This window comes from Streptomyces sp. NPDC091649 (assembly GCF_044756785.1).
Classification (GTDB): domain Bacteria; phylum Actinomycetota; class Actinomycetes; order Streptomycetales; family Streptomycetaceae; genus Streptomyces.
In genome coordinates this window covers 163,032-185,894 of sequence record NZ_JBIVTR010000009.1, presented here as the reverse complement: position 1 = coordinate 185,894, position 22,863 = coordinate 163,032, and the positions used below count along the sequence as shown (strand labels likewise).

General features: G+C 72.8%; 18 protein-coding genes and 1 riboswitch. Of the genes, 13 read left to right on the top strand and 5 right to left on the bottom strand.

Features of this window, described 5'->3' with window-relative positions; all coding sequences use genetic code 11:
• Positions 1-122: 122 nt before the first annotated feature.
• Both ACIQMU_RS17860 and ACIQMU_RS17855 read left to right on the top strand, forming a co-directional pair.
• Positions 123-1,268 carry a citrate synthase/methylcitrate synthase gene (locus ACIQMU_RS17860; RefSeq protein ID WP_402689189.1) on the top strand — a complete coding sequence of 382 codons (1,146 nt, stop codon included), beginning with the start codon at positions 123-125 and terminating at the stop codon, positions 1,266-1,268.
• A 23-nt stretch (positions 1,269-1,291) separates the two neighbouring features.
• Entirely contained in the window at positions 1,292-2,485 is a 1,194-nt protein-coding gene (locus ACIQMU_RS17855) for a CobW family GTP-binding protein (protein WP_402689188.1), read from the top strand.
• A gap of 39 nt (positions 2,486-2,524) precedes the next feature.
• Here ACIQMU_RS17855 and ACIQMU_RS17850 read toward each other — a convergent pair whose 3' ends face one another.
• A complete protein-coding gene (locus tag ACIQMU_RS17850) occupies positions 2,525-4,981 on the bottom strand; it encodes a DNA topoisomerase (ATP-hydrolyzing) subunit A (protein ID WP_402689187.1) in 2,457 nt (818 codons plus the stop codon).
• 255 nt (positions 4,982-5,236) lie between these two features.
• Here ACIQMU_RS17850 and ACIQMU_RS17845 point away from each other — a divergent pair, with 255 nt between their 5' ends.
• The 4 genes from ACIQMU_RS17845 (at position 5,237) to ACIQMU_RS17830 (ending at position 10,107) form a co-directional block, all read left to right on the top strand.
• Positions 5,237-6,619: a pitrilysin family protein gene (locus tag ACIQMU_RS17845; protein WP_352241945.1), complete on the top strand. Its 1,383-nt coding sequence runs from the start codon at positions 5,237-5,239 to the stop codon at positions 6,617-6,619.
• A gap of 26 nt (positions 6,620-6,645) precedes the next feature.
• On the top strand, positions 6,646-8,016 hold the full coding sequence (locus tag ACIQMU_RS17840) for a pitrilysin family protein (RefSeq protein WP_352242012.1): 1,371 nt from the start codon (positions 6,646-6,648) through the stop codon (positions 8,014-8,016).
• 211 nt (positions 8,017-8,227) lie between these two features.
• Positions 8,228-8,395: riboswitch (cyclic di-AMP (ydaO/yuaA leader) on the top strand.
• A gap of 13 nt (positions 8,396-8,408) precedes the next feature.
• Positions 8,409-9,224, top strand: a complete 816-nt coding sequence (locus ACIQMU_RS17835; protein ID WP_402689186.1) for a M23 family metallopeptidase — start codon at positions 8,409-8,411, stop codon at positions 9,222-9,224.
• A 175-nt stretch (positions 9,225-9,399) separates the two neighbouring features.
• Positions 9,400-10,107 (top strand): GntR family transcriptional regulator, encoded by a 708-nt coding sequence (locus tag ACIQMU_RS17830; protein WP_352241947.1) that lies wholly within the window; start codon positions 9,400-9,402, stop codon positions 10,105-10,107.
• A 176-nt stretch (positions 10,108-10,283) separates the two neighbouring features.
• Here the strand turns inward: ACIQMU_RS17830 and ACIQMU_RS17825 are convergent, their stop codons facing one another.
• Positions 10,284-10,565, bottom strand: coding sequence for an HPr family phosphocarrier protein (locus ACIQMU_RS17825; protein ID WP_007449776.1), 282 nt, complete (start codon positions 10,563-10,565; stop codon positions 10,284-10,286).
• A 173-nt stretch (positions 10,566-10,738) separates the two neighbouring features.
• Between ACIQMU_RS17825 and ACIQMU_RS17820 the strand changes: the two genes are divergently transcribed.
• The 5 genes from ACIQMU_RS17820 to ACIQMU_RS17800 all read left to right on the top strand — a co-directional run bounded on the left by ACIQMU_RS17820 (position 10,739) and on the right by ACIQMU_RS17800 (position 17,494).
• Complete coding sequence (locus ACIQMU_RS17820) at positions 10,739-13,666, top strand: GNAT family N-acetyltransferase (RefSeq protein WP_402689185.1); 2,928 nt, start codon at positions 10,739-10,741, stop codon at positions 13,664-13,666.
• 86 nt (positions 13,667-13,752) lie between these two features.
• Positions 13,753-14,349: a DUF5998 family protein gene (locus tag ACIQMU_RS17815; RefSeq protein ID WP_030577251.1), complete on the top strand. Its 597-nt coding sequence runs from the start codon at positions 13,753-13,755 to the stop codon at positions 14,347-14,349.
• On the top strand, positions 14,349-15,536 hold the full coding sequence (locus ACIQMU_RS17810; RefSeq protein WP_402689184.1) for an alkaline phosphatase family protein: 1,188 nt from the start codon (positions 14,349-14,351) through the stop codon (positions 15,534-15,536). The genes ACIQMU_RS17815 and ACIQMU_RS17810 overlap by 1 nt, the downstream gene beginning before the upstream one ends.
• A 59-nt stretch (positions 15,537-15,595) precedes the next feature.
• Positions 15,596-16,246 carry a thymidine kinase gene (locus tag ACIQMU_RS17805; RefSeq protein WP_352241950.1) on the top strand — a complete coding sequence of 217 codons (651 nt, stop codon included), beginning with the start codon at positions 15,596-15,598 and terminating at the stop codon, positions 16,244-16,246.
• A gap of 195 nt (positions 16,247-16,441) precedes the next feature.
• Positions 16,442-17,494 (top strand): metallophosphoesterase family protein, encoded by a 1,053-nt coding sequence (locus ACIQMU_RS17800; protein ID WP_402689183.1) that lies wholly within the window; start codon positions 16,442-16,444, stop codon positions 17,492-17,494.
• A gap of 83 nt (positions 17,495-17,577) precedes the next feature.
• Here the strand turns inward: ACIQMU_RS17800 and ACIQMU_RS17795 are convergent, their stop codons facing one another.
• Together ACIQMU_RS17795 and ACIQMU_RS17790 are read right to left on the bottom strand one after the other, a co-directional pair.
• Positions 17,578-18,072 carry a hypothetical protein gene (locus tag ACIQMU_RS17795; RefSeq protein ID WP_402689182.1) on the bottom strand — a complete coding sequence of 165 codons (495 nt, stop codon included), beginning with the start codon at positions 18,070-18,072 and terminating at the stop codon, positions 17,578-17,580.
• Positions 18,073-18,081: 9 nt separating this feature from the next.
• A complete protein-coding gene (locus ACIQMU_RS17790) occupies positions 18,082-18,891 on the bottom strand; it encodes a VOC family protein (protein ID WP_402689181.1) in 810 nt (269 codons plus the stop codon).
• Positions 18,892-19,126: 235 nt separating this feature from the next.
• Between ACIQMU_RS17790 and ACIQMU_RS17785 the strand changes: the two genes are divergently transcribed.
• Positions 19,127-19,957: a sulfurtransferase gene (locus ACIQMU_RS17785; RefSeq protein ID WP_352241955.1), complete on the top strand. Its 831-nt coding sequence runs from the start codon at positions 19,127-19,129 to the stop codon at positions 19,955-19,957.
• A 99-nt stretch (positions 19,958-20,056) separates the two neighbouring features.
• Here the strand turns inward: ACIQMU_RS17785 and sepH are convergent, their stop codons facing one another.
• The gene (gene sepH, locus ACIQMU_RS17780) at positions 20,057-21,154 is read right to left on the bottom strand and encodes a septation protein SepH (protein WP_352241956.1); all 1,098 of its coding nucleotides are present in this window, start codon (positions 21,152-21,154) and stop codon (positions 20,057-20,059) included.
• Between the two features lie 493 nt (positions 21,155-21,647).
• On the opposite strand from sepH, the gene ACIQMU_RS17775 reads away from it, so the two are divergent.
• The gene (locus tag ACIQMU_RS17775) at positions 21,648-22,826 is read left to right on the top strand and encodes a hypothetical protein (protein ID WP_402689180.1); all 1,179 of its coding nucleotides are present in this window, start codon (positions 21,648-21,650) and stop codon (positions 22,824-22,826) included.
• Positions 22,827-22,863 lie beyond the last annotated feature (37 nt).

Sequence of the window (22,863 nt, the reverse complement as noted above, 5' to 3'; positions counted from 1 at the left end):
TGAATCCATGCGGGAGCCCGAGGACCACGCACCTTATATTGATTCAATCAATATTGACAGCAATCCAGTCAAGCGTGGACAGTCGAATCAATGTTTCGTGTGCCGTCGAAAAGAGAACAGCCATGACCACCACCCCCGCCGTCCCCCGCGGTCTCGCCGGAGTCGTCGTCACCGACACCGCCCTCGGCGACGTCCGCGGCCGCGAGGGCTTCTACCACTACCGCCAGTACTCGGCGATCGAGCTCGCCCGGACCCGCGGCTTCGAGGACGTCTGGTACCTGATGGTCCACGGTGAACTGCCGGACCGGGCGGCCGCCGCCGACTTCGCCGCCCGTACGGCCGCCCTGCGCACCCTGCCCGCCGAGGTGCGCGAGGCTCTGCCCGCCATCGCCCGCGCCGGCGCCGTCTCCGGCCCGCTCGCCGGGCTGCGCACCGCGCTGTCCCTGCTCGGGGCCTCGGCGGGCTTCCGCCCGGTGTACGACATCGGGGCCGGGCGCCGACGCGAGGACGCACTGGCCGCCTGCGCGGCCGTCCCCACGATCCTGACTGCCCTCCACCGCCTGGGCCAGGGCCTCCAGCCGGTCGAACCCCGCGCGGACCTGCCGCACGCCGCGAACTACCTCTACATGCTGACGGGGTCGGAACCGGAGCCGGAGCACGCCAGGGCCGTCGAGCAGTACCTCATCTCGACCATCGACCACGGCTTCAACGCCTCCACCTTCACCGCCAGGGTCGTCGCCTCCACCGGGGCCGATCTCGCCGCCTGCCTGGTCGCGGCGGTCGGCGCGCTCTCCGGACCGCTGCACGGCGGAGCCCCCAGCCGGGCCCTGGACACCCTCGACGCCATCGGCACGCCCGACCGCATCGACGGCTGGATCCGCGAACAGGTCCTCGCGGGCCGCCGCATCATGGGCTTCGGCCACCCCGTGTACCGCACCGAGGACCCGCGCTCCCGGATGCTCAAGCCCCTCGCACAGGACTTCGGCGGTCCGCTCGTCGACTTCGCCGTGGAGGTGGAACGCCAGGTCGAGGCGATCCTCGCCGAGCTCAAACCGGGCCGTGAGCTGCACACCAACGTGGAGTTCTACGCCGGAGTGGTCATGGAGCTCTGCGGGCTGCCGCGCACGATGTTCACCCCCACCTTCTGTGCGGCGCGGGTGATCGGCTGGAGCGCCAATATCCTGGAGCAGGCGGAGGACTCGAAGATCATCCGCCCGGCGGCCCGCTACGTCGGCGCACCCCCGCCGCAGCCGGTCCCGGCACCCTGACGACGCCCCCAGGAAGGCCCTCGTTGACCCCGCCCCGCACCCCGCAGATCCCGGTCGTCGTCCTGGCGGGCTTCCTCGGCTCCGGCAAGACCACACTCCTGAACCACCTGCTCCGCAACCGGGCGGGCACCCGGATCGGCGTGATCGTCAACGACTTCGGGGCCATCGAGATCGACGCCATGACCGTCTCGGGGCAGGTCGGCTCGACGGTCTCGCTGGGCAACGGCTGCCTGTGCTGCGCCGTCGACGCGAGCGAACTCGACACCTTCCTGGAGACGCTGACCCGGCCGTCCGCCCGGCTGGACGTGATCGTCATCGAGGCGAGCGGGCTGGCCGAACCCCAGGAGCTCGTCCGCATGCTGCTGGCCAGCGACAACCCGCGCATCCTGTACGGGGGCCTCGTCGAGGTCGTCGACGCGGCGGAATTCGACCGCACCCGGCAGCGGCACCCCGAGATCGACCGCCATCTCGCCGTCGCCGACCTCGTCGTCCTGAACAAGACCGACCGGGTGGGGGAGGCCGAGCGGGAGCGGCTGCGTGCGACGGTCGCGGAGCTGAGCGGCCCCGCCGCCGTCGTCTCCGCCACGCACGGCCGGATCGACCCCGAGCTGCTCTTCGATCCGGCCCTGCGGCCGGACCACGAGGACCCGGTCCGCCAGCTCACCTTCGAGGACCTGCTGCGGGAGGAGGCGTGCGAGGGGGAGGACGGCTGCTCCCACGAGGGCGCGTCCCACGGGGAACATCCGCACGCGGCGTACGAGAGCGTCGACTTCACCTCCGACGTGCCGCTGGACCCGCGCCGCTTCATGGCGTTCCTCGACTCCCGCCCCGAGGGCCTCTACCGGATCAAGGGATTCGCCGACTTCGGCAGGGGGGACCCGGCGAACACGTACGCACTGCACGCGGTCGGCCGGTTCCTGCGTTTCGTCCCCCGGCCGTGGGCGCGCGGCGAGCAGCACCTCACCCAGCTCGTCATGATCGGCGCGGGCATCGACGCCGAGGCGCTGTCGGCCGGACTCGCCGCCTGCCGGGCGAACGGTTCCGACTCCACGGACGCCGCTGACGTCGAGCGCTCCATGTGGGGGGTGCTCCGCTACGTACGGGAGCCCGCGGACGCCCAGGAGCCCGAGGCCGTACGGGAGCCCGCGGACGCCCAGCGGCCCACGCCCGGGCGCGAGGCGCCGGCCGACGCGCCGGAAGCGGCCGCGGAGGTGTGACACCCCCCGGCCGCCCCCGCCGCGCGAGGGGCCTCCCGCCTACAGCGGCGGGCCCGCGATCACGGCCACCGGTTCGAGCAGGGGCGTGCCCGATCCGTCCCGCCTCGGGTCCGGCTCCGGCAGCTTCGCCGGGGTGCCGTTCTTCTGGGCGGCCCGTGCCGGGGTGGCGCCCGCCCAGGCGAACACCAGGACGTCCTCGCCCTTCAGGAACCGCTGGCAGCGCACGCCGCCGGTCGCCCGGCCCTTGCGCGGATACTGGTCGAACGGGGTGAGCTTGGACGTCAGCACCGAGTCGTCCAGAGTGCCGTGCGAGCCGGCCACCGTGAACACGATCGCCTCCGCCGCCGGGTCCACCGCGGTGAAGGACAGCACCTCGGCCCCGGCCGTCAGCTTGACGCCCGCCATGCCGCCGGCCGCACGGCCCTGCGGGCGTACCTGGGCCGCCGGGTAGCGCAGCAACTGGGCGTCGGAGGTGATGAACACCAGGTCCTCCTCGCCCGTGCGCAGCTCGGTCGCGCCCACGATGCGGTCACCGTCCTTGAGGGTGATGACCTCCAACTCGTCCTTGTGGGCCGGATAGTCCGGCACGACGCGTTTCACCACGCCCTGCAGGGTGCCGATCGCGAGGCCCGGCGACGACTCCTCCAGCGTGGTGAGGCAGATCAGCTCCTCGTCCGGCTCCAGGCTGAGGAACTCGGAGATCTGCGCCCCGCCCGAGAGGTTCGGCTCCGCGTGCGTGTCCGGCAGCTGCGGAAGGTCGATCACCGACAGCCGCAGCATCCGCCCCGTTGAGGTCACCGCACCGACATCGCCGCGCGCCGTCGCCGCCACCGCGGAGACGATCACGTCGTGCTTGGTCCGCCGGGCGTCCTCGGAGATCTCGACCGGCTCCGCGTTCGCCGTGCGGGCCAGCAGGCCCGTCGAGGAGAGCAGCACCCGGCACGGGTCGTCCGCCACCTCCAGCGGCACGGACGCGATCTGGGAACCGGCCGACTCCAGCAGCACCGTGCGCCGGTCCGTGCCGAACTTCTTCGCCACGGCGGCCAGCTCCGAGGAGACCAGCTTGCGCAGCTCCGCGTCCGACTCCAGGATCGCCGTCAGCGCGTCGATCTCGCCGGTGAGCTTGTCCCGCTCGCTCTCCAGCTCGATCCGGTCGAAACGGGTGAGCCGGCGCAGCGGGGTGTCCAGGATGTACTGGGTTTGGATCTCGCTGAGCGAGAAGTGCGCCATCAGGCGCTCCTTCGCCTGCGCGGAGTTGTCGCTGTCCCGGATGATCCGGATGACCTCGTCGATGTCGAGCAGGGCGACGATCAGGCCCTCGACCAGGTGCAGCCGGTCGCGGCGCTTGGTGCGGCGGAACTCGCTGCGCCGGCGCACCACCTCGAAGCGGTGGTCGAGATAGACCTCCAGCAGCTCCTTGAGGCCCAGGGTGAGCGGCTGGCCGTCGACCAGCGCCACGTTGTTGATGCCGAAGGACTCCTCCATCGGCGTCAGCTTGTAGAGCTGCTCCAGCACCGCTTCCGGTACGAAGCCGTTCTTCACCTCGATGACCAGCCGCAGCCCGTGCGTCCGGTCGGTGAGGTCCTTGACGTCGGCGATGCCCTGGAGCTTCTTCGCCGAGACCAGGTCCTTGATCTTGGCGATCACCTTCTCCGGGCCGACGGTGAAGGGAAGTTCGGTGACGACGAGGCCCTTGCGGCGGGGCGTCACGTTCTCCACGGCGACGGTGGCGCGGATCTTGAACGTGCCGCGGCCTGCCGTGTACGCGTCCTTGATGCCGGTGAGCCCGACGATGCGGCCGCCGGTGGGCAGGTCGGGCCCCGGGACGAACCGCATCAGCGTCTCGACGTCGGCGCCGGGGTGCTTGATGAGGTGCCGGGCGGCGGCGATGACCTCGCCGAGGTTGTGCGGGGGCATGTTGGTGGCCATGCCGACGGCGATCCCTGACACGCCGTTGACCAGGAGGTTGGGGTAGGCGGCGGGGAGGACGACCGGCTCGCGCTCCTGACCGTCGTAGTTCGACTGGAAGTCGACGGTGTCCTCGTCGATCGCCTCGGTCATCAGCGACGTGGCGTCGGCCATCCGGCACTCGGTGTACCGCATGGCGGCCGGCGGGTCGTCGTTGCCGAGGGAACCGAAGTTGCCGTGGCCGTCGACCAGGGGCAGCCGCATCGAGAACGGCTGCGCCATGCGCACGAGGGCGTCGTAGATCGAGGCGTCGCCGTGCGGATGCAGCTTGCCCATCACCTCGCCGACGACACGGGCGCACTTCACATAGCCCCGGTCGGGGCGCAGCCCCATCTCGTTCATCTGGGACACGATGCGGCGGTGCACCGGCTTCATGCCGTCGCGGGCGTCGGGCAGGGCCCTGGAGTAGATCACCGAGTACGCGTACTCGAGGAAGGAGCCCTGCATTTCGTCGACGACGTCGATGTCGAGGATCTTCTCCTCGAAGTCGTCCGGCGGCGGCGGGGTCTTCGTGCTACGGCGGGCCATCGCGGCTGCGACTCCTTCACAGATTCTGTTCGGACAACCTGAGCTTGTTCGGTACGACACGAGCTACTGACGCGGTCCATTGTGGACCGCCGGACTGACAACGCCGACCTCGACCCGTCCGAAGCGGGCCGAGGGGGCGCCCGCGACACCATCGACGGAAACATCCACCGAACGGGAACTTCGCCAGGTGCCGGTGCGCTTGCTTAGAGTGGCAGGTCTGGCAGGAAGTCCAGTATCGCGATCGAAGGGACGTACATGCCCATGGGTCACACGGCCACCGCACAGGCCGGCTCCGGCGGCTTGACAGCGACCGAGCACCGCCTGGCCAACGGCCTGCGTGTGGTGCTCTCCGAGGACCATCTGACCCCGGTCGCCGCGGTCTGCCTCTGGTACGACGTCGGCTCGCGCCACGAGGTCAAGGGGCGCACCGGCCTGGCTCACCTCTTCGAGCACCTGATGTTCCAGGGCTCGGGGCAGGTCAAGGGGAACGGTCACTTCGAGCTCGTCCAGGGAGCCGGCGGCTCGCTCAACGGGACGACCAGTTTCGAGCGGACCAACTACTTCGAGACCATGCCCACCCATCAGGTGGAGCTGGCTCTCTGGCTCGAAGCCGACCGTATGGGCTCCCTCCTCGCCGCGCTCGACGAGGAGTCCATGGAGAACCAGCGCGACGTCGTCAAGAACGAGCGGCGTCAGCGTTACGACAACGTGCCCTACGGCACCGCGTTCGAGAAGCTGACCGCCCTCTCCTACCCCGAGGGGCACCCCTACCACCACACCCCGATCGGCTCCATGGCCGACCTGGACGCGGCCACGCTGGAGGACGCCCGCGCGTTCTTCCGTACGTACTACGCGCCCAACAACGCGGTGATCTCGGTGGTCGGCGACATCGATCCCGAGCAGACCCTCGCCTGGATCGAGAAGTACTTCGGCTCCATTCCCGCGCACGACGGCAAGCAGCCGCCGCGCGACGGGACGCTGCCGGAGATCATCGGCGAGCAGCTGCGCGAAGTGGTCCACGAGGAGGTCCCGGCGCGCGCCCTGATGGCCGCCTACCGGCTGCCCCACGACGGCACCCGCGCCTGTGACGCCGCCGATCTGGCGCTCACCGTGCTCGGCGGCGGTGAGTCCTCCCGGCTGCACAACCGCCTGGTCCGCCGCGACCGTACGGCGGTGGCCGCCGGGTTCGGGCTGCTGCGGCTCGCCGGGGCTCCGTCGCTGGGCTGGCTGGACGTGAAGACGTCCGGCGGGGTCGAGGTGGAGCAGATCGAGGCCGCGGTCGACGAGGAGCTGGCCCGGTTCGCCGCCGAGGGACCGACCCCCGAGGAAATGGAGCGGGCCCAGGCGCAGTTGGAGCGCGAGTGGCTGGACCGGCTCGGCACGGTCGCGGGCCGTGCCGACGAACTGTGCCGCTACGCGGTGCTGTTCGGCGACCCGCAGCTCGCCCTGAGCGCCGTGGGCCGCGTCCTGGACGTCACCGCGGAGGAGGTGCGCGCGGCGGCCGAGGCCGCCCTGCGCCCCGACAACCGGGCGGTGCTGGTGTACGAGCCCATCGAGCCGGCCGACGAGGCCGACGAGTCCGATGAGGGCACGGCGGGCGCCGAGGGCACCGCCGCGCACGAGGGGGCGGACAAGTGAGCGACGCCGCCGTGACTGGAGTAGCCATGGAGTACCACCCGCAGCCCACGCCCGGCTCGGCCCGTCCCTGGGCCTTCCCGGCGCCCGAGCGCGGCGCCCTGCCCAACGGACTGACCGTGCTGCGCTGCCACCGCCCCGGCCAGCAGGTCGTCGCGGTGGAGATCTTCCTGGACGCGCCGCTGGAGGCCGAGCCCGAGGGCCTGGACGGCGTGGCCACGATCATGTCGCGGGCGCTTTCCGAGGGCACCGACAAGCACAGCGCCGAGGAGTTCGCCGCCGAGCTGGAGCGTTGCGGCGCCACGCTCGACGCGCACGCCGACCACCCCGGTGTCCGGGTCTCCCTGGAGGTCCCGGCCTCCCGGCTGGCCAAGGCGCTGGGCCTGGTCGCCGAGGCGCTGCGGGCCCCGGCCTTCGACGGGAGCGAGATCGAGCGCCTCGTCGGCAACCGCCTCGACGAGATCCCGCACGAGCAGGCCAACCCCTCCCGGCGCGCCGCCAAGCAGCTCTCCAAGGAGCTGTTCCCGGCCACCGCCCGGATGTCCCGCCCGCGCCTGGGCACCGAGGAGACGGTCCGGCGGATCGACGCGGCCGCCGTGCGCGCCTTCTTCGACGCCCATGTCCGTCCGTCCACCGCGACGGCCGTGATCGTCGGCGACCTGACCGGCATCGACCTGGACGCCCTGCTGGCGGAGACCCTCGGCGACTGGTCGGGCGACGCGGGCCGGGCCCGGCCGGTGCCGCCCATCACCGCGGACGACACCGGCCGCGTGGTCATCGTGGACCGGCCCGGCGCGGTCCAGACCCAGCTGCTGATCGGCCGGATCGGCGCGGACCGGCACGAGCGCGTGTGGCCCGCCCAGGTGCTCGGCACGTACTGCCTGGGAGGCACGCTCACCTCCCGGCTGGACCGGGTGCTGCGCGAGGAGAAGGGTTACACCTACGGGGTGCGGGCCTTCGCCCAGGTGCTGCGCTCCAGCGGTCCCGACTCGGGCGGCGCGGCCATGCTCGCGATCAGCGGATCGGTGGACACGGAGTCCACCGGACCGGCGCTGGACGACCTCTGGAAGGTCCTGCGGACACTGGCCGCCGAGGGGCTGACCGACGCCGAACGCGAGACGGCCGTGCAGAACCTGGTGGGCGTCGCCCCGCTGAAGTTCGAGACCGCCGCCTCCGTCGCGAGCACGCTGGCCGATCAGGTCGAGCAGCACCTCCCCGACGACTACCAGGCCCACCTGTACGCCCGGCTCGCCGAGACGGGCACCGTGGAGGCGACGGCCGCGGTGGTCAGCGCCTTCCCGGTCGACCGGCTGGTCACGGTTCTCGTGGGCGACGCCGCGCAGATCGAGGAGCCCGTGCGGGCGCTCGGCATCGGAGAGGTGTCCGTCGTCACCGGCTGACACACCACCACGAACAGGACCCCGACGAGCGAAGTTTCGTCGGGGTTCTGACATTTTGGGAGATTCGTCGACTTCGCACCTTTTGGGGGAGAGGTTCCCTGTCTGCCCTGTGGGATGTGCGACAAACCCCCTGACCCGTTTGGTGCTGGGAAGTCCACCCGCCTAGCGTCGGCCCGGCTGTCCGTCACCCGTATGCCGCAGCCGCGGCCCCGGGCAGTCATCGCCGAGTCCCCGTCAGGCGCGAGCCTGGGGAGCCGGGGACCCACGCAGTCCCTGGGGTGAATCGGAGGCCCGTGCCGCGAGACCGGCGCGGGGATCCGTAGGAGACCTTCCTGCTCCGAACCCGTCAGCTAACCCGGTAGGCGAGAAGGAAGGAAAGGATCAGCCCCTCCATGGCGTTCACCCGTGCCACCGGGAAGCACCGTGCCCCGAGCCGCCTCACGCGCCGGAGCGCCCAGGCCGCCGGCATCGCGGCCCTGGCCACCACCGGAGTCATCGGCTCGCTTGCCTCCCCGGCCCTCGCCGCGGACACCGAGGCCGCCCGGGTCGCCGACACCGGCCTCACCCAGGCCGTCGCCCTCGACGCCACCCTCGCCGACCAGATCGACGCACAGGCCCAGGCCCAGAAGCGGCAGGCCGACGCGATCGCCGAGGCGAAGGCCGAGGCCGCGGCGGAGGCCCGCGCGAAGGCCGCCAAGGCCAAGGCGAAGGCGGAGGCCCAGCGCAAGGCCGAGGCCCGCGCCAAGGAGGTCCGCGAGGAGAAGGCCCGGGCGGCCCGCGCCGCCGAGCGCGCCCGGCTGAACGCCTTCCACCTCCCGGTCGCCGGCTCCCACGTCACCACCGGCTACAGGACCGGCGGTTCGCTCTGGTCCTCCGGCAGCCACTCCGGCGTGGACTTCATGGCCTCCTCGGGCAGCTCCGTCGTCGCGGTCGGCGCCGGCACGGTCGTCGAGGCCGGCTGGGGCGGCGCGTACGGCAACAACATCGTGCTCCGGATGGCGGACGGCACGTACACCCAGTACGGCCACCTCTCCTCGATCGGCGTCTCCGTCGGCCAGAGCGTCTCCTCCGGCCAGCGGATCGGCCTCTCCGGGTCCACCGGCAACTCCACCGGCCCGCACCTGCACTTCGAGGCCCGCACCACCCCCGACTACGGCTCCGACATGGACCCCGTCGGCTATCTGCGCTCCCACGGTCTGAACGTCTGACCCGCCCCGCGCGACTCCGCCCGAAGGCCCCGGTGACCGCCGGGGCCTTCGGCAATTCGGGGGCCGGAGATATCCATGGATTCCGGCCTGCCATCGGAAATTCCCGCTGATTGCAATAGAGTCACGGAACATACGTCGGGCCGCGTTTCGCGGAGATCAAGGCGGAGGTTCGGACATGCGCATTCCCGCGCACTCGGTATGCACGGCAATCCGTGACGACATCGTCTCCGGTATCCACGAGCGCGGCGGCCGCCTGACCGAGGAGCTGCTGGCCCGCCGTTACGGAGTCTCCCGCGTCCCGGTCCGCGAGGCCCTGCGCACGCTGGAGTCCGAGGGCTTCGTGGTCACCCGCAGACACGCCGGCGCCTGTGTCGCCGAGCCCACCGTCCACGAAGCCGCCGACCTCCTGGAGATGCGGATGCTCCTGGAACCGCTGGCCGCCGCACGCGCCGCCCAGCGCCGCACGGAAGCCCACCTCAAGGTGCTCCGGGGCCTGGTCAGGCTGGGGCGGGAGCGGGCCCGCCGGCACGACGGCGAGGATCTGCGCCCGCTGGGCGGCTGGTTCCACGAGACCCTCGCCCAGGCCAGCGGCAGTCCCGGACTCATCGCACTGCTCACCCAGCTCCGGTACAAGATCGCCTGGATGTACGCGGTCGAACCGCCGGCCCGCCCGGCCGACGCCTGGGCCGAGCGCGGCGCGATCCTGGACGCCGTGGCGCGCGGCGACGCGGAGCGGGCGAGGGCGCTGACCGCCCAGCACGCGGAACGCGCCACCGCGGCCCTCCGGCTGCGCTGCCCGGGCCCGCCGGGCCGGCGGACCGCGCCCGCTCCCCGCGTGAGCGCTTCGCAACATGCCGTAAACACCGCGGGTGCCCGCCATTAACACGAGAGCCGTACAAAGAGAGAGGTAATCGCGGGGCGCTATTCGTGCTGCCACCGCATTATCGGAGCGTCGCTCCTCTCGGTCAGGTGCTCCTTTCGGAAAGCGAAAGAGCCGTGATCCCCAGAGGGTCACGGCTCTCGCACTCGCTGAATCCGGCCGGGCCGGATTCGCGTGGATCAAACGGTCTCGGGGAGCTCTTCCAGGCCCTCGGCGACCAGCTTCGCCAGCCGGTCCAGAGCGGCCTCGGCGTCGTCCGCGTCGGACGCGAGCACGATCTCCTCGCCGCCCTGCGCGCCCAGACCGAGCACGGCGAGCATGGAGGCGGCGTTCACCGGGTTGCCGTCGGCCTTGGCGATCGTCACGGGGACGCCGGAGGCCGTGGCGGCACGGACGAAGATGGAAGCGGGGCGGGCGTGCAGGCCCTCGGCCCAACCGACGTTTACGCGGCGCTCAGCCATGGTTCTGCCCTTCACATTATCAACGGTTGTCTAGACCAGTCTCTCATGCGGTGCGCGATGCTGTGCCCGGCCTTCCCGTCCCTCCTGTGCTCCGGCTGCCCCGGTTCGGGCCTCCTCAGACTGCCCCGGCACCGATTCCTCCGCTACCGGGCCCACCGCCGTAGGCTTTGCCCATGGAGCCCACGCCGGAGCAGAGTCCGCATCACGCGTACCCCGACCACTGGGAAGCGGACGTGGTGCTCCGCGACGGCGGCACCGCGCGCATCAGGCCGATCACCACGGACGACGCCGAGCGACTGGTCAGCTTCTACGAGCAGGTGTCCGACGAGTCGAAGTACTACCGGTTCTTCGCCCCGTACCCCCGGCTGTCCGACCGCGACGTGCACCGCTTCACCCATCACGACTACGTCGACCGGGTGGGACTGGCGGTAACGATCGGCGGCGAGTTCATCGGAACGGTCCGCTTCGACCGCATCAACGAACAGGGCCGCCCCGCCTCCGCGCCCGCCGACGAGGCCGAGGTCGCCTTCCTCGTCCAGGACGCCCACCAGGGCCGGGGCGTCGCCTCGGCGCTGCTCGAACACATCGCCGCCGTCGCCCGCGAGCGCGGCATCCGGCGCTTCGCCGCCGAGGTGCTCCCCGCCAACAACAAAATGATCAAGGTGTTCCGGGACGCCGGCTACACCCAGCGCCGCAGTTTCGAGGACGGCTCCGTCCACCTCACCCTCGACCTCGAACCCACCGAGAAGTCCCTCGCCGTCCAGCGCGGCCGGGAACAGCGCGCCGAGGCCCGCTCGGTGCAGCGCCTCCTCGCTCCCGGCTCCGTCGCGGTCATCGGCACCGGCCGCACCCCCGGCGGGGTGGGCCGCACCGTCCTGCGCAACCTCCTCGCCTCCGGCTACACCGGCCGTACGTACGCGGTGAACCGCGCCTTCGACGCGGGCCCGGCCACCCTCGACGGCGTCCCGGCCCACCGCTCGCTCGGCGAGATCGACGAACAGGTCGACCTCGCGGTCATCGCCGTCCCCGCCCACCGGGTCCCCGAGGCCGTCGCCGACTGCGGGGAGCACGGCGTCCAGGGCCTGGTCGTCCTCTCCGCCGGATACGCCGAGCGGGGCGCCGAGGGCCGCGAACGACAGCGCGAGCTGGTCCGCCAGGCCCGCTCGTACGGCATGCGGATCATCGGCCCGAACGCCTTCGGCATCATCAACACCGCCGCGTCCGTCCGGCTGAACGCCTCGCTCGCCCCCGAGTCGCCCGCCCGCGGCCGGATCGGCCTGTTCACCCAGTCCGGCGCGATCGGCATCGCCCTGCTCTCCGGTCTCCACCGGCGTGGGGCGGGGCTGTCCTCGTTCATCTCGGCGGGCAACCGGGCCGATGTCTCCGGCAACGACTTCCTCCAGTACTCCTTCGAGGACCCGGACACCGACGTCGCCCTGCTCTACCTCGAATCGCTCGGCAACCCGCGCAAGTTCACCCGCCTCGCCCGCCGCACCGCCGCCGTGAAGCCCGTCGTCGTGGTGAAGGGCGCCCGGCACAGCGGTTCCGCCCCGCCCGGCCACGCGGTCCCCGTCAGCCGCATCCCCGACGCCACCGTCTCCGCGCTGATGCGCCAGGCCGGCGTCATCCGGGTCGACACCGTGACCGAGATGGTCGACGCCGGACTGCTGCTGGCGGGCCAGCCGCTCCCGGCCGGCCCCCGGGTCGCCATCCTCGGCAACTCCGAGTCCCTCGGCCTCCTGACGTACGACGCCTGCCTCGCCGAGGGGCTGCGCCCGCGCCCGCCGATCGACCTCACCACCGCCGCCTCCCCGCAGGACTTCCGCGACGCTCTGGCCGAGGCGCTGGCGGACGGGACCTGCGACGCCGTGATCGTCACCGCCATCCCCTGGGTGGGGGAGGACGGCGAGGCCGAGACCGGCGACGGCGAGGTGCTGGCCGCCGCACTGCGCAAGGCCGCGGCCGGAGGTGCGGCCAAGCCGGTCGCCGTCGTCCACGTCGAGATCGGCGGCCTCGCCGAGGCCCTGGCCGCCGCGGCCGGCACAGCCGCCCCGCGCCCCGGCACCGTGCCGCCCGCCGCCCGGACCCGGGCACACACCGCGCCCCCGACCGGCCCGGCCACACCCGCCCGCCCCGGCTCGCCCCCCGGCCCGGAAGCGGGCACGCCTTCCGGAGCGAGCGCCGGCCCGGAAGCGGGCACCGGCCCCGAGATCACGGCAGACTCCGGCCGCATCCCCGCCTACCCCGCGGCCGAGCGCGCGGTGCGCGCCCTGGCCGAGGCCGTGAAGTACGCCCAGTGGCGACGCCAGGCGGCCGTGCCGGGCAAGATCCCCGAGTTCCTCGACGACACCATCGACGAACCGGGCGCCGCCGCCCTGATCGAGGCCCAGCTCGCCACCGCCCCCGACCCGCGCGGACGCCCGCTCACCCACGACGAGGCACGGGAACTGCTCGGCCGCTACGGCATCGCCGTCCGCCCCACGCTCCCCGCCCCGGAACCCGGGGCGGCCGTCACCGCGGCAGCCCGGCTCGGCTACCCGGTCGCGCTCAAGACCACCGCACCCCACCTGCGCCACCGCGCCGACCTCGGCGGGGTCCGCCTCGACCTCGCCGACGAGGAGGCGCTGCGCCGGGCGTACGGAGACCTGACCGACCTCCTCGGCAGCCCCGCCGAACTGCTCCCGGTCGTCCAGGCGATGGCCCCGCGCGGCGTGGACACCGTCGTACGGGCCTCCATCGACGCCGCCGCCGGGGCCGTCCTGTCCTTCGGCCTCGCGGGCGCGCCCTCCGAGCTGCTCGGCGACACCGCGCACCGGCTGGTCCCCGCCACCGACCGCGACGCGGCCGAGCTGATCCGGTCCATCCGGGCCGCCCCGGTGCTGTTCGGCTGGCGCGGCTCGGCCCCCGTCGACACGGCCGCGCTCGAAGAGCTGCTACTGCGGCTGTCCCGGCTGGTCGACGACCACCCCGAGGTGGTCTCCGTCGCCCTCGAACCGGTCGTCGTCGCTCCGCAGGGACTGACCGTGCTCGGCGCGAGCGTCCGGCTCGCCCCGCCGCCCGCCCGCGGCGACCTCGGTCCCCGCCGCCTCCCGAACTACTGAGCCCGGCGGCGATCGGGGGCGGGGTCGACCGCCGGCGCGCACCGGGGCGTACCCGGCAGTCACCGGCCCGCCGTAGGATGGTGCTCATGGCAAAGACCGGTACGACGACCCAGGGGCTGCGCGCGGCGATCGAGCGCAGCGGCTACTACCCGGCCCTCGTGGCCGAGGCGGTGGAGGCCGCCGTCGGCGGGGAACCGGTCGCTTCGTACCTGGTGCACCAGGAGACCACGTTCGACTCCAACGAGGTGCGCCGCCATGTGACGGTCCTCGTCCTGACCGAGCACCGGTTCATCGTCAGCCACACCGACGAGCAGGCCGCCGACACCAGCTCCCCGACGCCGTACGCCACCACCTCCACCGAGTCGGTCAAGCTGGAGCGGATCTCCTCCGTCGTGGTCAGCCGCGTCGTGGCCAACCCGGAGAAGTACGTCCCGGGCACCCTGCCCCGCGAAGTCGTCCTCACCATCGGCTGGGGCGCGGTCTCCCGGATCGACCTGGAGCCCGCGGCCTGCGGCGACGCCAACTGCGAGGCCGACCACGGCTACACCGGCAGCTCCACCGCCGACGACCTGAGCCTGCGGGTCAGCGAGGCCGGTGACGGCCCCGACGCCGTGCGCCAGACCCTCGCCTTCGCCCAGTCGCTCTCCGAGGCCACGGCCGCCACCGCGGCGACCGGCCGCTGATGGCTCAGCCCGTCTGGCAGGACCCCGTCCCGCTCTCCCTCGACACCGCGCCGGTGCCCGCGTACGGCAGCGGCTCGCTCGCCGACCTGCTGCCGACCCTCGTCGCCGGCCAGGAGGTGCCCGGCTTCACCGCCGCCATCCCCGAGCTGACCCCGGCCGACCGCAACTGCGTCTTCCTGATCGACGGCCTCGGCTGGGAGCAGATCGTCGCGCACCCGGACGAGGCGCCGTTCCTGCACTCCCTGCTCCCCACCTCGCGCGGCGGCACCGGCCGCCCGCTCACCGCGGGCTTCCCCTCCACCACCGCGACCTCGCTCGCCTCGGTCGGCACCGGGCTGCCGCCCGGCGAGCACGGCCTGCCCGGCTACACCGCGCGCAACCCGGAGACCGGCGAGCTGATGAACCAGCTCCGCTGGAAGCCGTGGACGGCTCCGAAGGTCTGGCAGCCGTACCCCACGGTCTTCCAGCTCGCCGACGCCGCGGGCGTGCGCACCGCGCAGGTCTCCGCGCCGACGTTCGAGCAGACCCCCCTCACCAAGGTCGCGCTCAGCGGCGGATCCTTCCTCGGCCGGCTCTCCGGGGAGGACCGGATGGACGTCGCCGCCCAGCGCCTGGCCGCCGGCGACCGCTCGCTCGTCTACACGTACTACAGCGAGGTCGACGGCAAGGGCCACCGCTTCGGCACCGACTCCGACGCCTGGCGCGGCCAGCTGATGTACGTCGACGGGCTCGCCCGGCGCCTCGCCGAGCAGCTCCCGCCGCGCTCCGCGCTCTACATCACCGCCGACCACGGCATGATCGACATCCCGTTCGACGAGCAGTCCCGGATCGACTTCGACGAGGACTGGGAGCTGCGCGCCGGCGTGGCCCTCCTCGGCGGGGAGGGGCGCGCCCGCCATGTCTACGCGGTGCCGGGCGCGGGGGCCGACGTCCTGGCCGTCTGGCGCGAGGTGCTCGGAGAGCAGTTCTGGGTCGCGAGCCGGGACGAGGCCATCGCGGCCGGATGGTTCGGTCCGACGATCGACGAGCGGGTGTACGGACGGATCGGCGACGTGGTCGCCGCCGCCCACGACGACGTGATCATCACCGCCTCCGTCAACGAGCCCCACGAGTCGGCGATGGTGGGCGTGCACGGGTCCCTGACCCCCGTGGAACAGCTCGTCCCGCTCCTCGAAGTACGCTCGTAACCCCTCCCGCCGTCCCCGTCCTCCCGCGTCCGTCTCCTCCGAAAGGTGCTCGACCCCTCATGCCCGAGCTGGTGTTCTTCTCCGGAACCATGGACTGCGGAAAGAGCACGCTGGCCCTCCAGATCGGCCACAACCGCTCGGCACGCGGGCTCCAGGGCGTGATCTTCACCCGGGACGACCGCGCGGGGGAGGGCAAGCTCTCCTCCCGGCTCGGCCTGGTGACGGACGCCGTCGAGGCCCAGGAGGGCATGGACCTGTACGGGCACATCGTCGACCTGGTCAGCCGGGGCGGCCGGGTCGACTACGTGATCGTGGACGAGGCGCAGTTCCTCGCCCCGGTCCAGATCGACCAACTGGCCCGCGTCGTGGACGACCTGGGGCTCGACGTCTTCGCCTTCGGTATCACCACGGACTTCCGCACCAAGCTGTTCCCGGGCTCCCAGCGGCTGATCGAGTTGGCCGACCGCATAGAGGCGCTCCAGGTGGAGGCGCTCTGCTGGTGCGGCGCCCGCGCCACGCACAACGCCCGTACGGTGGACGGCGAGATGGTCGTCGCGGGCGCCCAGGTCGTCGTCGGCGACGTCAACCGGTCGGCGGGCGAGGTCGGTTACGAGGTGCTGTGCCGTCGGCACCACTGCCGTCGCATGACGAGCCGTTCCGTCCACGCGGGTGCGCTCTCGCCGGACGTCCTGCCGGTGTCGTCGGACTGAGACGTGCGGGCCCGCCCGGTCCCGGGCCGGCCGGTCGGCTTTCCCCTCGGGCCCGGGGGCGATCTCCTCCCCGAGGACACGTTCTCGCACTTCAGCCCGTCGCCACCTCTCCTACGCCGAGAGGTCACCATGATCGGCGAGGCTTCCCCCGTCCGGTCCCGCACAGGGGCCGCATGACGAAGGAAGCAACCACCGATGGATCGCAGATCGTTCATGGCCACGACGGGCCGCGCCTCACTCCTGGCGGGCGGGGCCCTCACCGCCGGCGCCGTGCTGCTGGCTCCCCCGGCCACGGCTGCCTCGAAGGACGAGAAGCACGGCCACGGCGACGGGGGCCGGACGGTGCGGTTCAACATCATCAGTGACATCCAGGGCGACCTGACCGACTTCGGCAAGGCTCTCGACGACCTGCACCGGATCAACCCCGGCAGCGCCGGGCTCGGCATCGCGGGCGACATCACGCCCCGCGGCTACGACTTCGAGTACGCGGACGTCCGCCGCACGCTCGGGCGGCACCGGCACCCCCGGAACCTCGCCTGGGCCATCGGCAACCACGAGTTCTACGTCCCGAAGTACAGCGACCCGGACACCCTGGCCCAGGACACCTGGCCCAACGGCACCACGGAGGACTCGCTCTTCCGCAGCTTCTACAACTTCGCGGGACGGAACAGGGTCTACTCGGAGGCGTCGTTCGGCGGCATTCCCGTACTGACCCTCGGAACCGAACGCTATGCCCACTATCACGACGCGAAGCTGTGGGACGAGGTGTGGATCAGTGACGCTCAGTTCGCCTGGCTGGAGGACCGGCTCGCCCACTGGGCGCGCCGGCGCAAGCCGGTCATGGTGATCACCCACCACCCGCTGCCCAACACCGTGTCGGGCACCCGCAACAAGCTCTACCTGGGCGACTACCTCCAGCCCGACCGGCTCCTCTCGATCCTCGGCCGTCACAGGGACGTGTTCCTCTTCTCCGGTCACACCCACTGGGATCTCAACCTCTCCGACTGGGTGGTCCGCAGGGTCGTCCCCGGTACCGCGAACCTCGAAGGCTTCACCGTGGTGAACACCGCGGCGGTCCAGACGGGCTGGACGGACGACGGCAAGGGGGGCGAGGTCGCGGTGGGCGGCGCCTTCAACCAGGGCCTCCAGATCGAGGTGGGCCGCCGAGCGGTCGTCATCAAGGCCCGCGACTTCAGCAGGGGCGCCTGGATCAAGCAGATCACGGTCCCGCTGCACACCACGGGCTGAGGCGGCGGCCGAGCGGGAAGAGCACGAGGCCAGGATCTACGCAGGCGAGGCCCGCGAGCCCGGCCTGTTCCAAACGGGCGGGCCTAGACGCCGAGTTCGTCGCACAGGCCGACGTAGGCGTCGAGGTGGTCCGGGCTGCTCCGGAACCCGCCGAGGCCGATGACGTCGAATTCGTCCTGGGAAGCGGTCGCTCGCACGCCGAGCGCGGCAAGTGCCTGGTTGATCGACGCCTCATCGGGCGTCAACCGCTCCTCGCCGTCGAAGGCGGCAGCCCACTGGCCGCCGACTCCGGCGAAATAGTCCGTCCCGACGATCGCGAACCGAAGACTCTCCGTGCCGGTAGCCTCACCGGCGAGGTCACGCAGCACGGCCTCGTTCGGAAACAGGCCGGTCAGGCCGTCAGGCAGGTCGAGCAGTGCGCTGTTGCCGCGCCTGGCGGCCCAGTAGGCGGAGAAGTAGTGATCGATCGGGAACACGGTGATGTCGCCGTGCGTGAGAACGGCGCGCAACCCCACCGAGCGGGCCCGCCCGCTGTCGACCGGTCCGGCCACGACGAGAGCGTGGACACTGTGAGACATGCGCGGATCCTATCGATCCGCGAGCCGCCCGCCTTCCGAGGCCCCGCCCCCGGCGGACCGGACGATCGTGAACACGGCCCCCTCCGGATCCGCGACCGTCGCCAGCCGTCCGCTCGACCCCTCGCGCGGCGGCTGCAGGACACGCCCGCCCAGCTCCACCACCCTGGCCGCGGCCAGATCGGTGTCCGCGACCTCGAAGTACGTCATCCAGTGGGGTCCCCGGTCACGCGGCAGCGCGTGGCCGACCCCGTGCAGGGCCGCCACCGGAACCTCGTCCAGGTGCAGGGTCTGGTAGTCGAAGTCGGCCGAGACGACCGCCTCCGTCTCGTAGCCGAAGACCGTCTGGTAGAACTTCGCGACCGTCGAGGTCTCCTGGGTCACCAGCTCGTTCCAGACGGGGGTGCCGGGCACGCCCGCCGTCATCGTGCCGATGTGCTCCGAGCCCTGCCAGATGCCGAAGACCGCGCCGCTCGGGTCCGAGGCGATGGCGAGCCGCCCGGCCCGGCCCGCGTCCAGCGGGCCGACCGCGACCGTACCGCCGCAGGAGCGGATGGCCTCCGCGGTGACGTCGGCGTCGTCCGTGGCGAGGTAGGTGGTCCAGGCGATCGGGAGGTGCCGGTCGGGCGGCAGCTGACCGATGCCCGCGACCTCCTGCCCGTGCAGCAGCCCGCGGAGGTAGGGGCCCAGCTGTTCGGGCCCCGGCCGGAACTCCCAGTCGAAAAGGGCCCCGTAGAACTCCTGGGTGGTGGTCAGGCCGTGCACGATCAGACTCACCCAGCAAGGTGTTCCGGGCGTGCGCCGGGCGGCAGCCTCGGTCATCGTCTTCTCTCTCCTCGGACCGTTGTGGTGGCGGTGCGGGGGACCGGGACGGGTACGCCGTCCCGGGCCGGGAAGCGGTCCGCGTACCCCGTGCAGATGCTTGCATCCCCCGGCGCGGGAGGCGTACCGGCCGCGCCGCGTCGTCCGGGTTCTCGACGAGGGGCGGCCGGATTCCCGTCGGCCGCCCCCTCCGATGCTGTTCCGGGTGCCGGGCCGCTGCGCGAGGATGGCACCCATGAAGCCCATCATTACCGCATCCGAATGCGCCGGCGAGTCGACAGGGCCCCGGCCGCCGGTGCTCCTGGACGTCCGCTGGCAGCTCGGCGGCCCGAACGGCCGCCCCGACTACGACGCCGGTCACCTGCCCGGAGCCGTCTTCGTCGACCTCGACACGGAACTGGCCGGTCCCGCGGGCGACGGCGGCCGCCATCCCCTGCCGGACCCGGACACCTTCGGCTCCGCGATGCGCCGGGCGGGGGTCGGCCAGGACACCCCCGTCGTGGTCTACGACGGGGGCCAGGGCTGGGCCGCGGCCCGCGCCTGGTGGCTGCTGCGCTGGGCGGGGCACCGGGACGTACGAGTCCTGGACGGCGGCCTCGCCGCCTGGACGGGTGAGCTCTCCACCGAGATCCCGCGCCCCGCCGAGGGCGATTTCCGGCCGAAGCCGGGGGCGCTGCCCACGCTGGACGCGGACGGCGCGGCGGCCTTCGCCCGGTCGGGTCTGCTGCTGGACGCGCGCGCGGCGGAGCGCTACCGGGGCGACGTGGAACCGGTCGACCGCGTCGGCGGCCACATCCCCGGGGCCGTCTCCGCGCCGACCGCGCAGAACACCGACGAGGACGGGCGCTACCTCCCGGCCGAGCGGCTCGCCGCCCGGTTCGTCGGACTGGGGGCGGAGCGCAGCCGCGCGGGCGTGGGCGTCTACTGCGGCTCCGGGGTCTCGGGGGCGCACGAGGTGCTGGCCCTGGAGATCGCGGGCTTCACCGGTGTCCTCTACCCCGGCTCCTGGTCGGAGTGGTCCTCGGACCCCTCCCGGCCGGTCGCCACCGGCCCCGATCCGCAGTAGCCCGGGCGCGCGGGCGGACGGCGGGGGAGGGGACGGTAAGGGAACGGGGTCCGTACGCGACCGCGTACGGACCCCGCCCCCGCCGGTCGTCATCCCCGGTCAGTCCTTGTTCTTGCGCCGGGTGCCGAAGACGATCTCGTCCCAGCTCGGCACGGCCGCCCGGCGGCCCGGCCGGACCCCGTCCGCCTCGGCCTGACGGTCCGTCGTCCCGGTCAGCCGGTCGCGGTGACCGGCTACCGCCCGGGGCATCAGCACGTCGGCGTACGCGGACCCCGCGCCCGCCGAAGCGGCGGCGGGCGGCTCGTCCGCCTCCGCCTCCTCCGCCGGTTCGAGCGCGGGCGGCTCGGGCTGCGTGGGCCGCTCGGGGACGACCATGTCGCCGCGGAAGCTCGGCACCGCCTCCAGCAGGCTGGTCAGCGAGTCGCGCTCGCCGGCCGAGGCGCTGCTCACGTACTCCTCGGGCTCGGCAGCGGCCGGGGCGGGCCGCTCGATCTGCCGGTCGAGGGCTCGGTCCAACGGCCGGTCGCGGTCGATCTGGCGGTCGAGGCTCCGGTCCAGCGGCCGGTCCCGCGGCAGCCGGGCGATCCGGGGCACGAAGGGGAAGCTGGGCTCGGGCGCGGCGACGTCGTCGGTCTCGCCGATCAGCGAGCGCGCCTCGTCGTCCACCGCCTGGACCAGCCGCCTGGGCGGGTCGTACGTCCAGCTCGCCGAGTGCGGCTCACCCGCGACCCGGTAGACGAGCAGGACTTCCCAGGTGCCGTCGTCGCGGCGCCACGAGTCCCACTGGACGGTCTCCTTGTCGGCGCCGCGCAGCAGGAGGCGTTCCTGCACCGCCTCGCCGAGCTGGGGGCCGGTGTTCTCGCCGGGACGGCGCACGGCGGTCTTCCGGGCGCGCTCGGCCATGAAGGCGCGCTCCGCGAGCACGGGGCCCTCGAAGCGGCGTACTCGGTCGACGGGGATGCCGGCGAACTGGGCGACCTCCTCCGCGGAGGCACCGGCCCGTATGCGGGCCTGGATGTCGCGGGGCCGGAGGTGGCTCTCCACCTCGATCTCGATCTGGCCGAGCCGGGCGCGGTCGTTGCGCACGGCGGCGCGCAGCCGCTCATCGATCGGAAGCGTGTACTCCGTGCTGTCCGCAGCCTTGAGCACCAGTCGTGTGCCGTCGTTGGAGACGGCCACGACACGCAGTTCGGGCATGGGGACCTCCCGGGTGGTGCCTGCCGACGTCACGTGCGTCGCTGCTTCCGCTAGTCGAGTGTGACCTGCCCGGGTGCAGCCTGCCACAACATTGCCAAGTTGCCCGGCGTGTCGGGCTCGTCCTGGTGCGTCACCATGACACGGTTGCCCATTGCGTCCCAAAGTGACCGATTTGGCCGCTCTGTGTGGCAAGCATCCGTGTGATGCCTCGACGCCGCCGGTTCGAGTGCCGCCGTCGGCCCCCTCCGGTGGCTGCGGATTCCCACGTCGGAGTCCGCCCCAGGGCTCGTCACAGTACTCCATTCGGGCCACCGGGGTGGACCGGCGCGCCGTCGAAGTTCTCGCGAGGCGCGGGAGTTGAGATACCCGGTTCTCCGTGAAATGCGCCTGATGCGTGTCCTCCTTCACAGAATCGCCGGAAACGGAACTATCCGCTTCGCTCATTTGTCCCTTGTTGGTGCAGGGTGGGAGAGATGTCAAGCAGGGGCTGGTAATGGGTCAGAAGCCGGAAAGTGACGCAGAACCGAAGGAAAGGCGCATAGATCTGAGCCTCCCGCAGGTCGCGGGGAGCGCCGTGGCGGCCGTCGCGGCAGCGGTGCTGGCCTCGCAGCTGGGCGTGTACGGCACCATCGCCGGCGCGGGTGTGATGAGTGTCGTCGCCACCTGCGGCGGCTCGGTCTTCCAGCACTTCTTCCGCCGCACCGGCGAGCAGATCCGCGAGGTGACGGTCCAGGTGACCCACCCGGAGGGCCGCCGGGTGACGGTGCACACCAAGGAGACGACGCCCGCCGGACACAGAGCCGCCGCCCGGCGGCCCGGGCCGGAGCCGCCCGACGACGCCACCAGGGTGCTGGCCACGGCCGATCCCGGCACGGTCCCGGAAGTGATCCCGGACGAGGGGAGCACCCGGCCGTCCACGCCCGACGCGGACCGGACGCAACTGCTGGACCTGGGCGACGCGCGGACCCGGATGCTCCGCGTCCCGCGCGCCGACGGCCACGGAGCCGACGCCGACCGTACGCGGCCGCTGTCACCGGCCGGCGACCGCACGTCGGCGCTCCGGCAGGGCGACGACCGTACGCGGCCGCTCCCGCGGGTCGGAGCCGGCACGGCCGCCGCCGACGGCGCGTTCGGCGACGGCGTCACCCATGGCACCCGGCTGCGCGGCTGGAAGCGGCCGGCCCTCGCGGCCGCCGCGGTCTTCGCCGTCTCCATGGCCGGGATCACCGCGTTCGAGATGGTCTCGGGCAACGACCTCAGCGGCGGCCGGGGCACCACCCTCAGCTCCGTCGTACGCGGTGGCGGCGACGACCGGGACTCCGGCCCCGCCGGTCCCACGCCCTCCGAGGACGCCGGCCAGGACGGGCAGGAGGACGAGCGGCGGCCGGTCCCCGGCGACGGCACCGGTTCCGCCCCCGCCACGGACGAGGGCCGCGGCGGCGAGGAGACGACCCCCGACTCCGGTACGGGCGCGGACGCGGAGAACCCCGGCACCGGGTCCACTCCGACGCCGACGCCCTCCGCCACCGGCGACGTACCCACGCCCGGTCCGGCGACCCCCGCCCCGTCGGCCCCCGGCGACGCCGGCACCGACGCGCCCCCGGCCGGCACCGACACCGGACCCGAGCAGGGGGAGCAGGCCCCGCCCGGCACCGACGCCGGCGCCGGGTGACCGACGTACCGGCGGAGCTCGGAACGCGCGTCGGCCC

What these genes read in the sequence shown, in the direction of transcription:
- ACIQMU_RS17785 (WP_352241955.1), top strand. Translation starts at nt 19,127, where the DNA reads ATGAAGCCCATCATTACCGCATCCGAATGCGCCGGCGAGTCGACAGGG.
- ACIQMU_RS17850 (WP_402689187.1), bottom strand. Translation starts at nt 4,981, where the DNA reads ATGGCCCGCCGTAGCACGAAGACCCCGCCGCCGCCGGACGACTTCGAG.
- ACIQMU_RS17795 (WP_402689182.1), bottom strand. Translation starts at nt 18,072, where the DNA reads ATGTCTCACAGTGTCCACGCTCTCGTCGTGGCCGGACCGGTCGACAGC.
- sepH (WP_352241956.1), bottom strand. Translation starts at nt 21,154, where the DNA reads ATGCCCGAACTGCGTGTCGTGGCCGTCTCCAACGACGGCACACGACTG.
- ACIQMU_RS17815 (WP_030577251.1), top strand. Translation starts at nt 13,753, where the DNA reads ATGGCAAAGACCGGTACGACGACCCAGGGGCTGCGCGCGGCGATCGAG.
- ACIQMU_RS17775 (WP_402689180.1), top strand. Translation starts at nt 21,648, where the DNA reads ATGGGTCAGAAGCCGGAAAGTGACGCAGAACCGAAGGAAAGGCGCATA.
- ACIQMU_RS17860 (WP_402689189.1), top strand. Translation starts at nt 123, where the DNA reads ATGACCACCACCCCCGCCGTCCCCCGCGGTCTCGCCGGAGTCGTCGTC.
- ACIQMU_RS17805 (WP_352241950.1), top strand. Translation starts at nt 15,596, where the DNA reads ATGCCCGAGCTGGTGTTCTTCTCCGGAACCATGGACTGCGGAAAGAGC.
- ACIQMU_RS17830 (WP_352241947.1), top strand. Translation starts at nt 9,400, where the DNA reads ATGCGCATTCCCGCGCACTCGGTATGCACGGCAATCCGTGACGACATC.
- ACIQMU_RS17840 (WP_352242012.1), top strand. Translation starts at nt 6,646, where the DNA reads ATGGAGTACCACCCGCAGCCCACGCCCGGCTCGGCCCGTCCCTGGGCC.
- ACIQMU_RS17790 (WP_402689181.1), bottom strand. Translation starts at nt 18,891, where the DNA reads ATGACCGAGGCTGCCGCCCGGCGCACGCCCGGAACACCTTGCTGGGTG.
- ACIQMU_RS17825 (WP_007449776.1), bottom strand. Translation starts at nt 10,565, where the DNA reads ATGGCTGAGCGCCGCGTAAACGTCGGTTGGGCCGAGGGCCTGCACGCC.
- ACIQMU_RS17820 (WP_402689185.1), top strand. Translation starts at nt 10,739, where the DNA reads ATGGAGCCCACGCCGGAGCAGAGTCCGCATCACGCGTACCCCGACCAC.
- ACIQMU_RS17835 (WP_402689186.1), top strand. Translation starts at nt 8,409, where the DNA reads ATGGCGTTCACCCGTGCCACCGGGAAGCACCGTGCCCCGAGCCGCCTC.
- ACIQMU_RS17810 (WP_402689184.1), top strand. Translation starts at nt 14,349, where the DNA reads ATGGCTCAGCCCGTCTGGCAGGACCCCGTCCCGCTCTCCCTCGACACC.
- ACIQMU_RS17845 (WP_352241945.1), top strand. Translation starts at nt 5,237, where the DNA reads ATGCCCATGGGTCACACGGCCACCGCACAGGCCGGCTCCGGCGGCTTG.
- ACIQMU_RS17800 (WP_402689183.1), top strand. Translation starts at nt 16,442, where the DNA reads ATGGATCGCAGATCGTTCATGGCCACGACGGGCCGCGCCTCACTCCTG.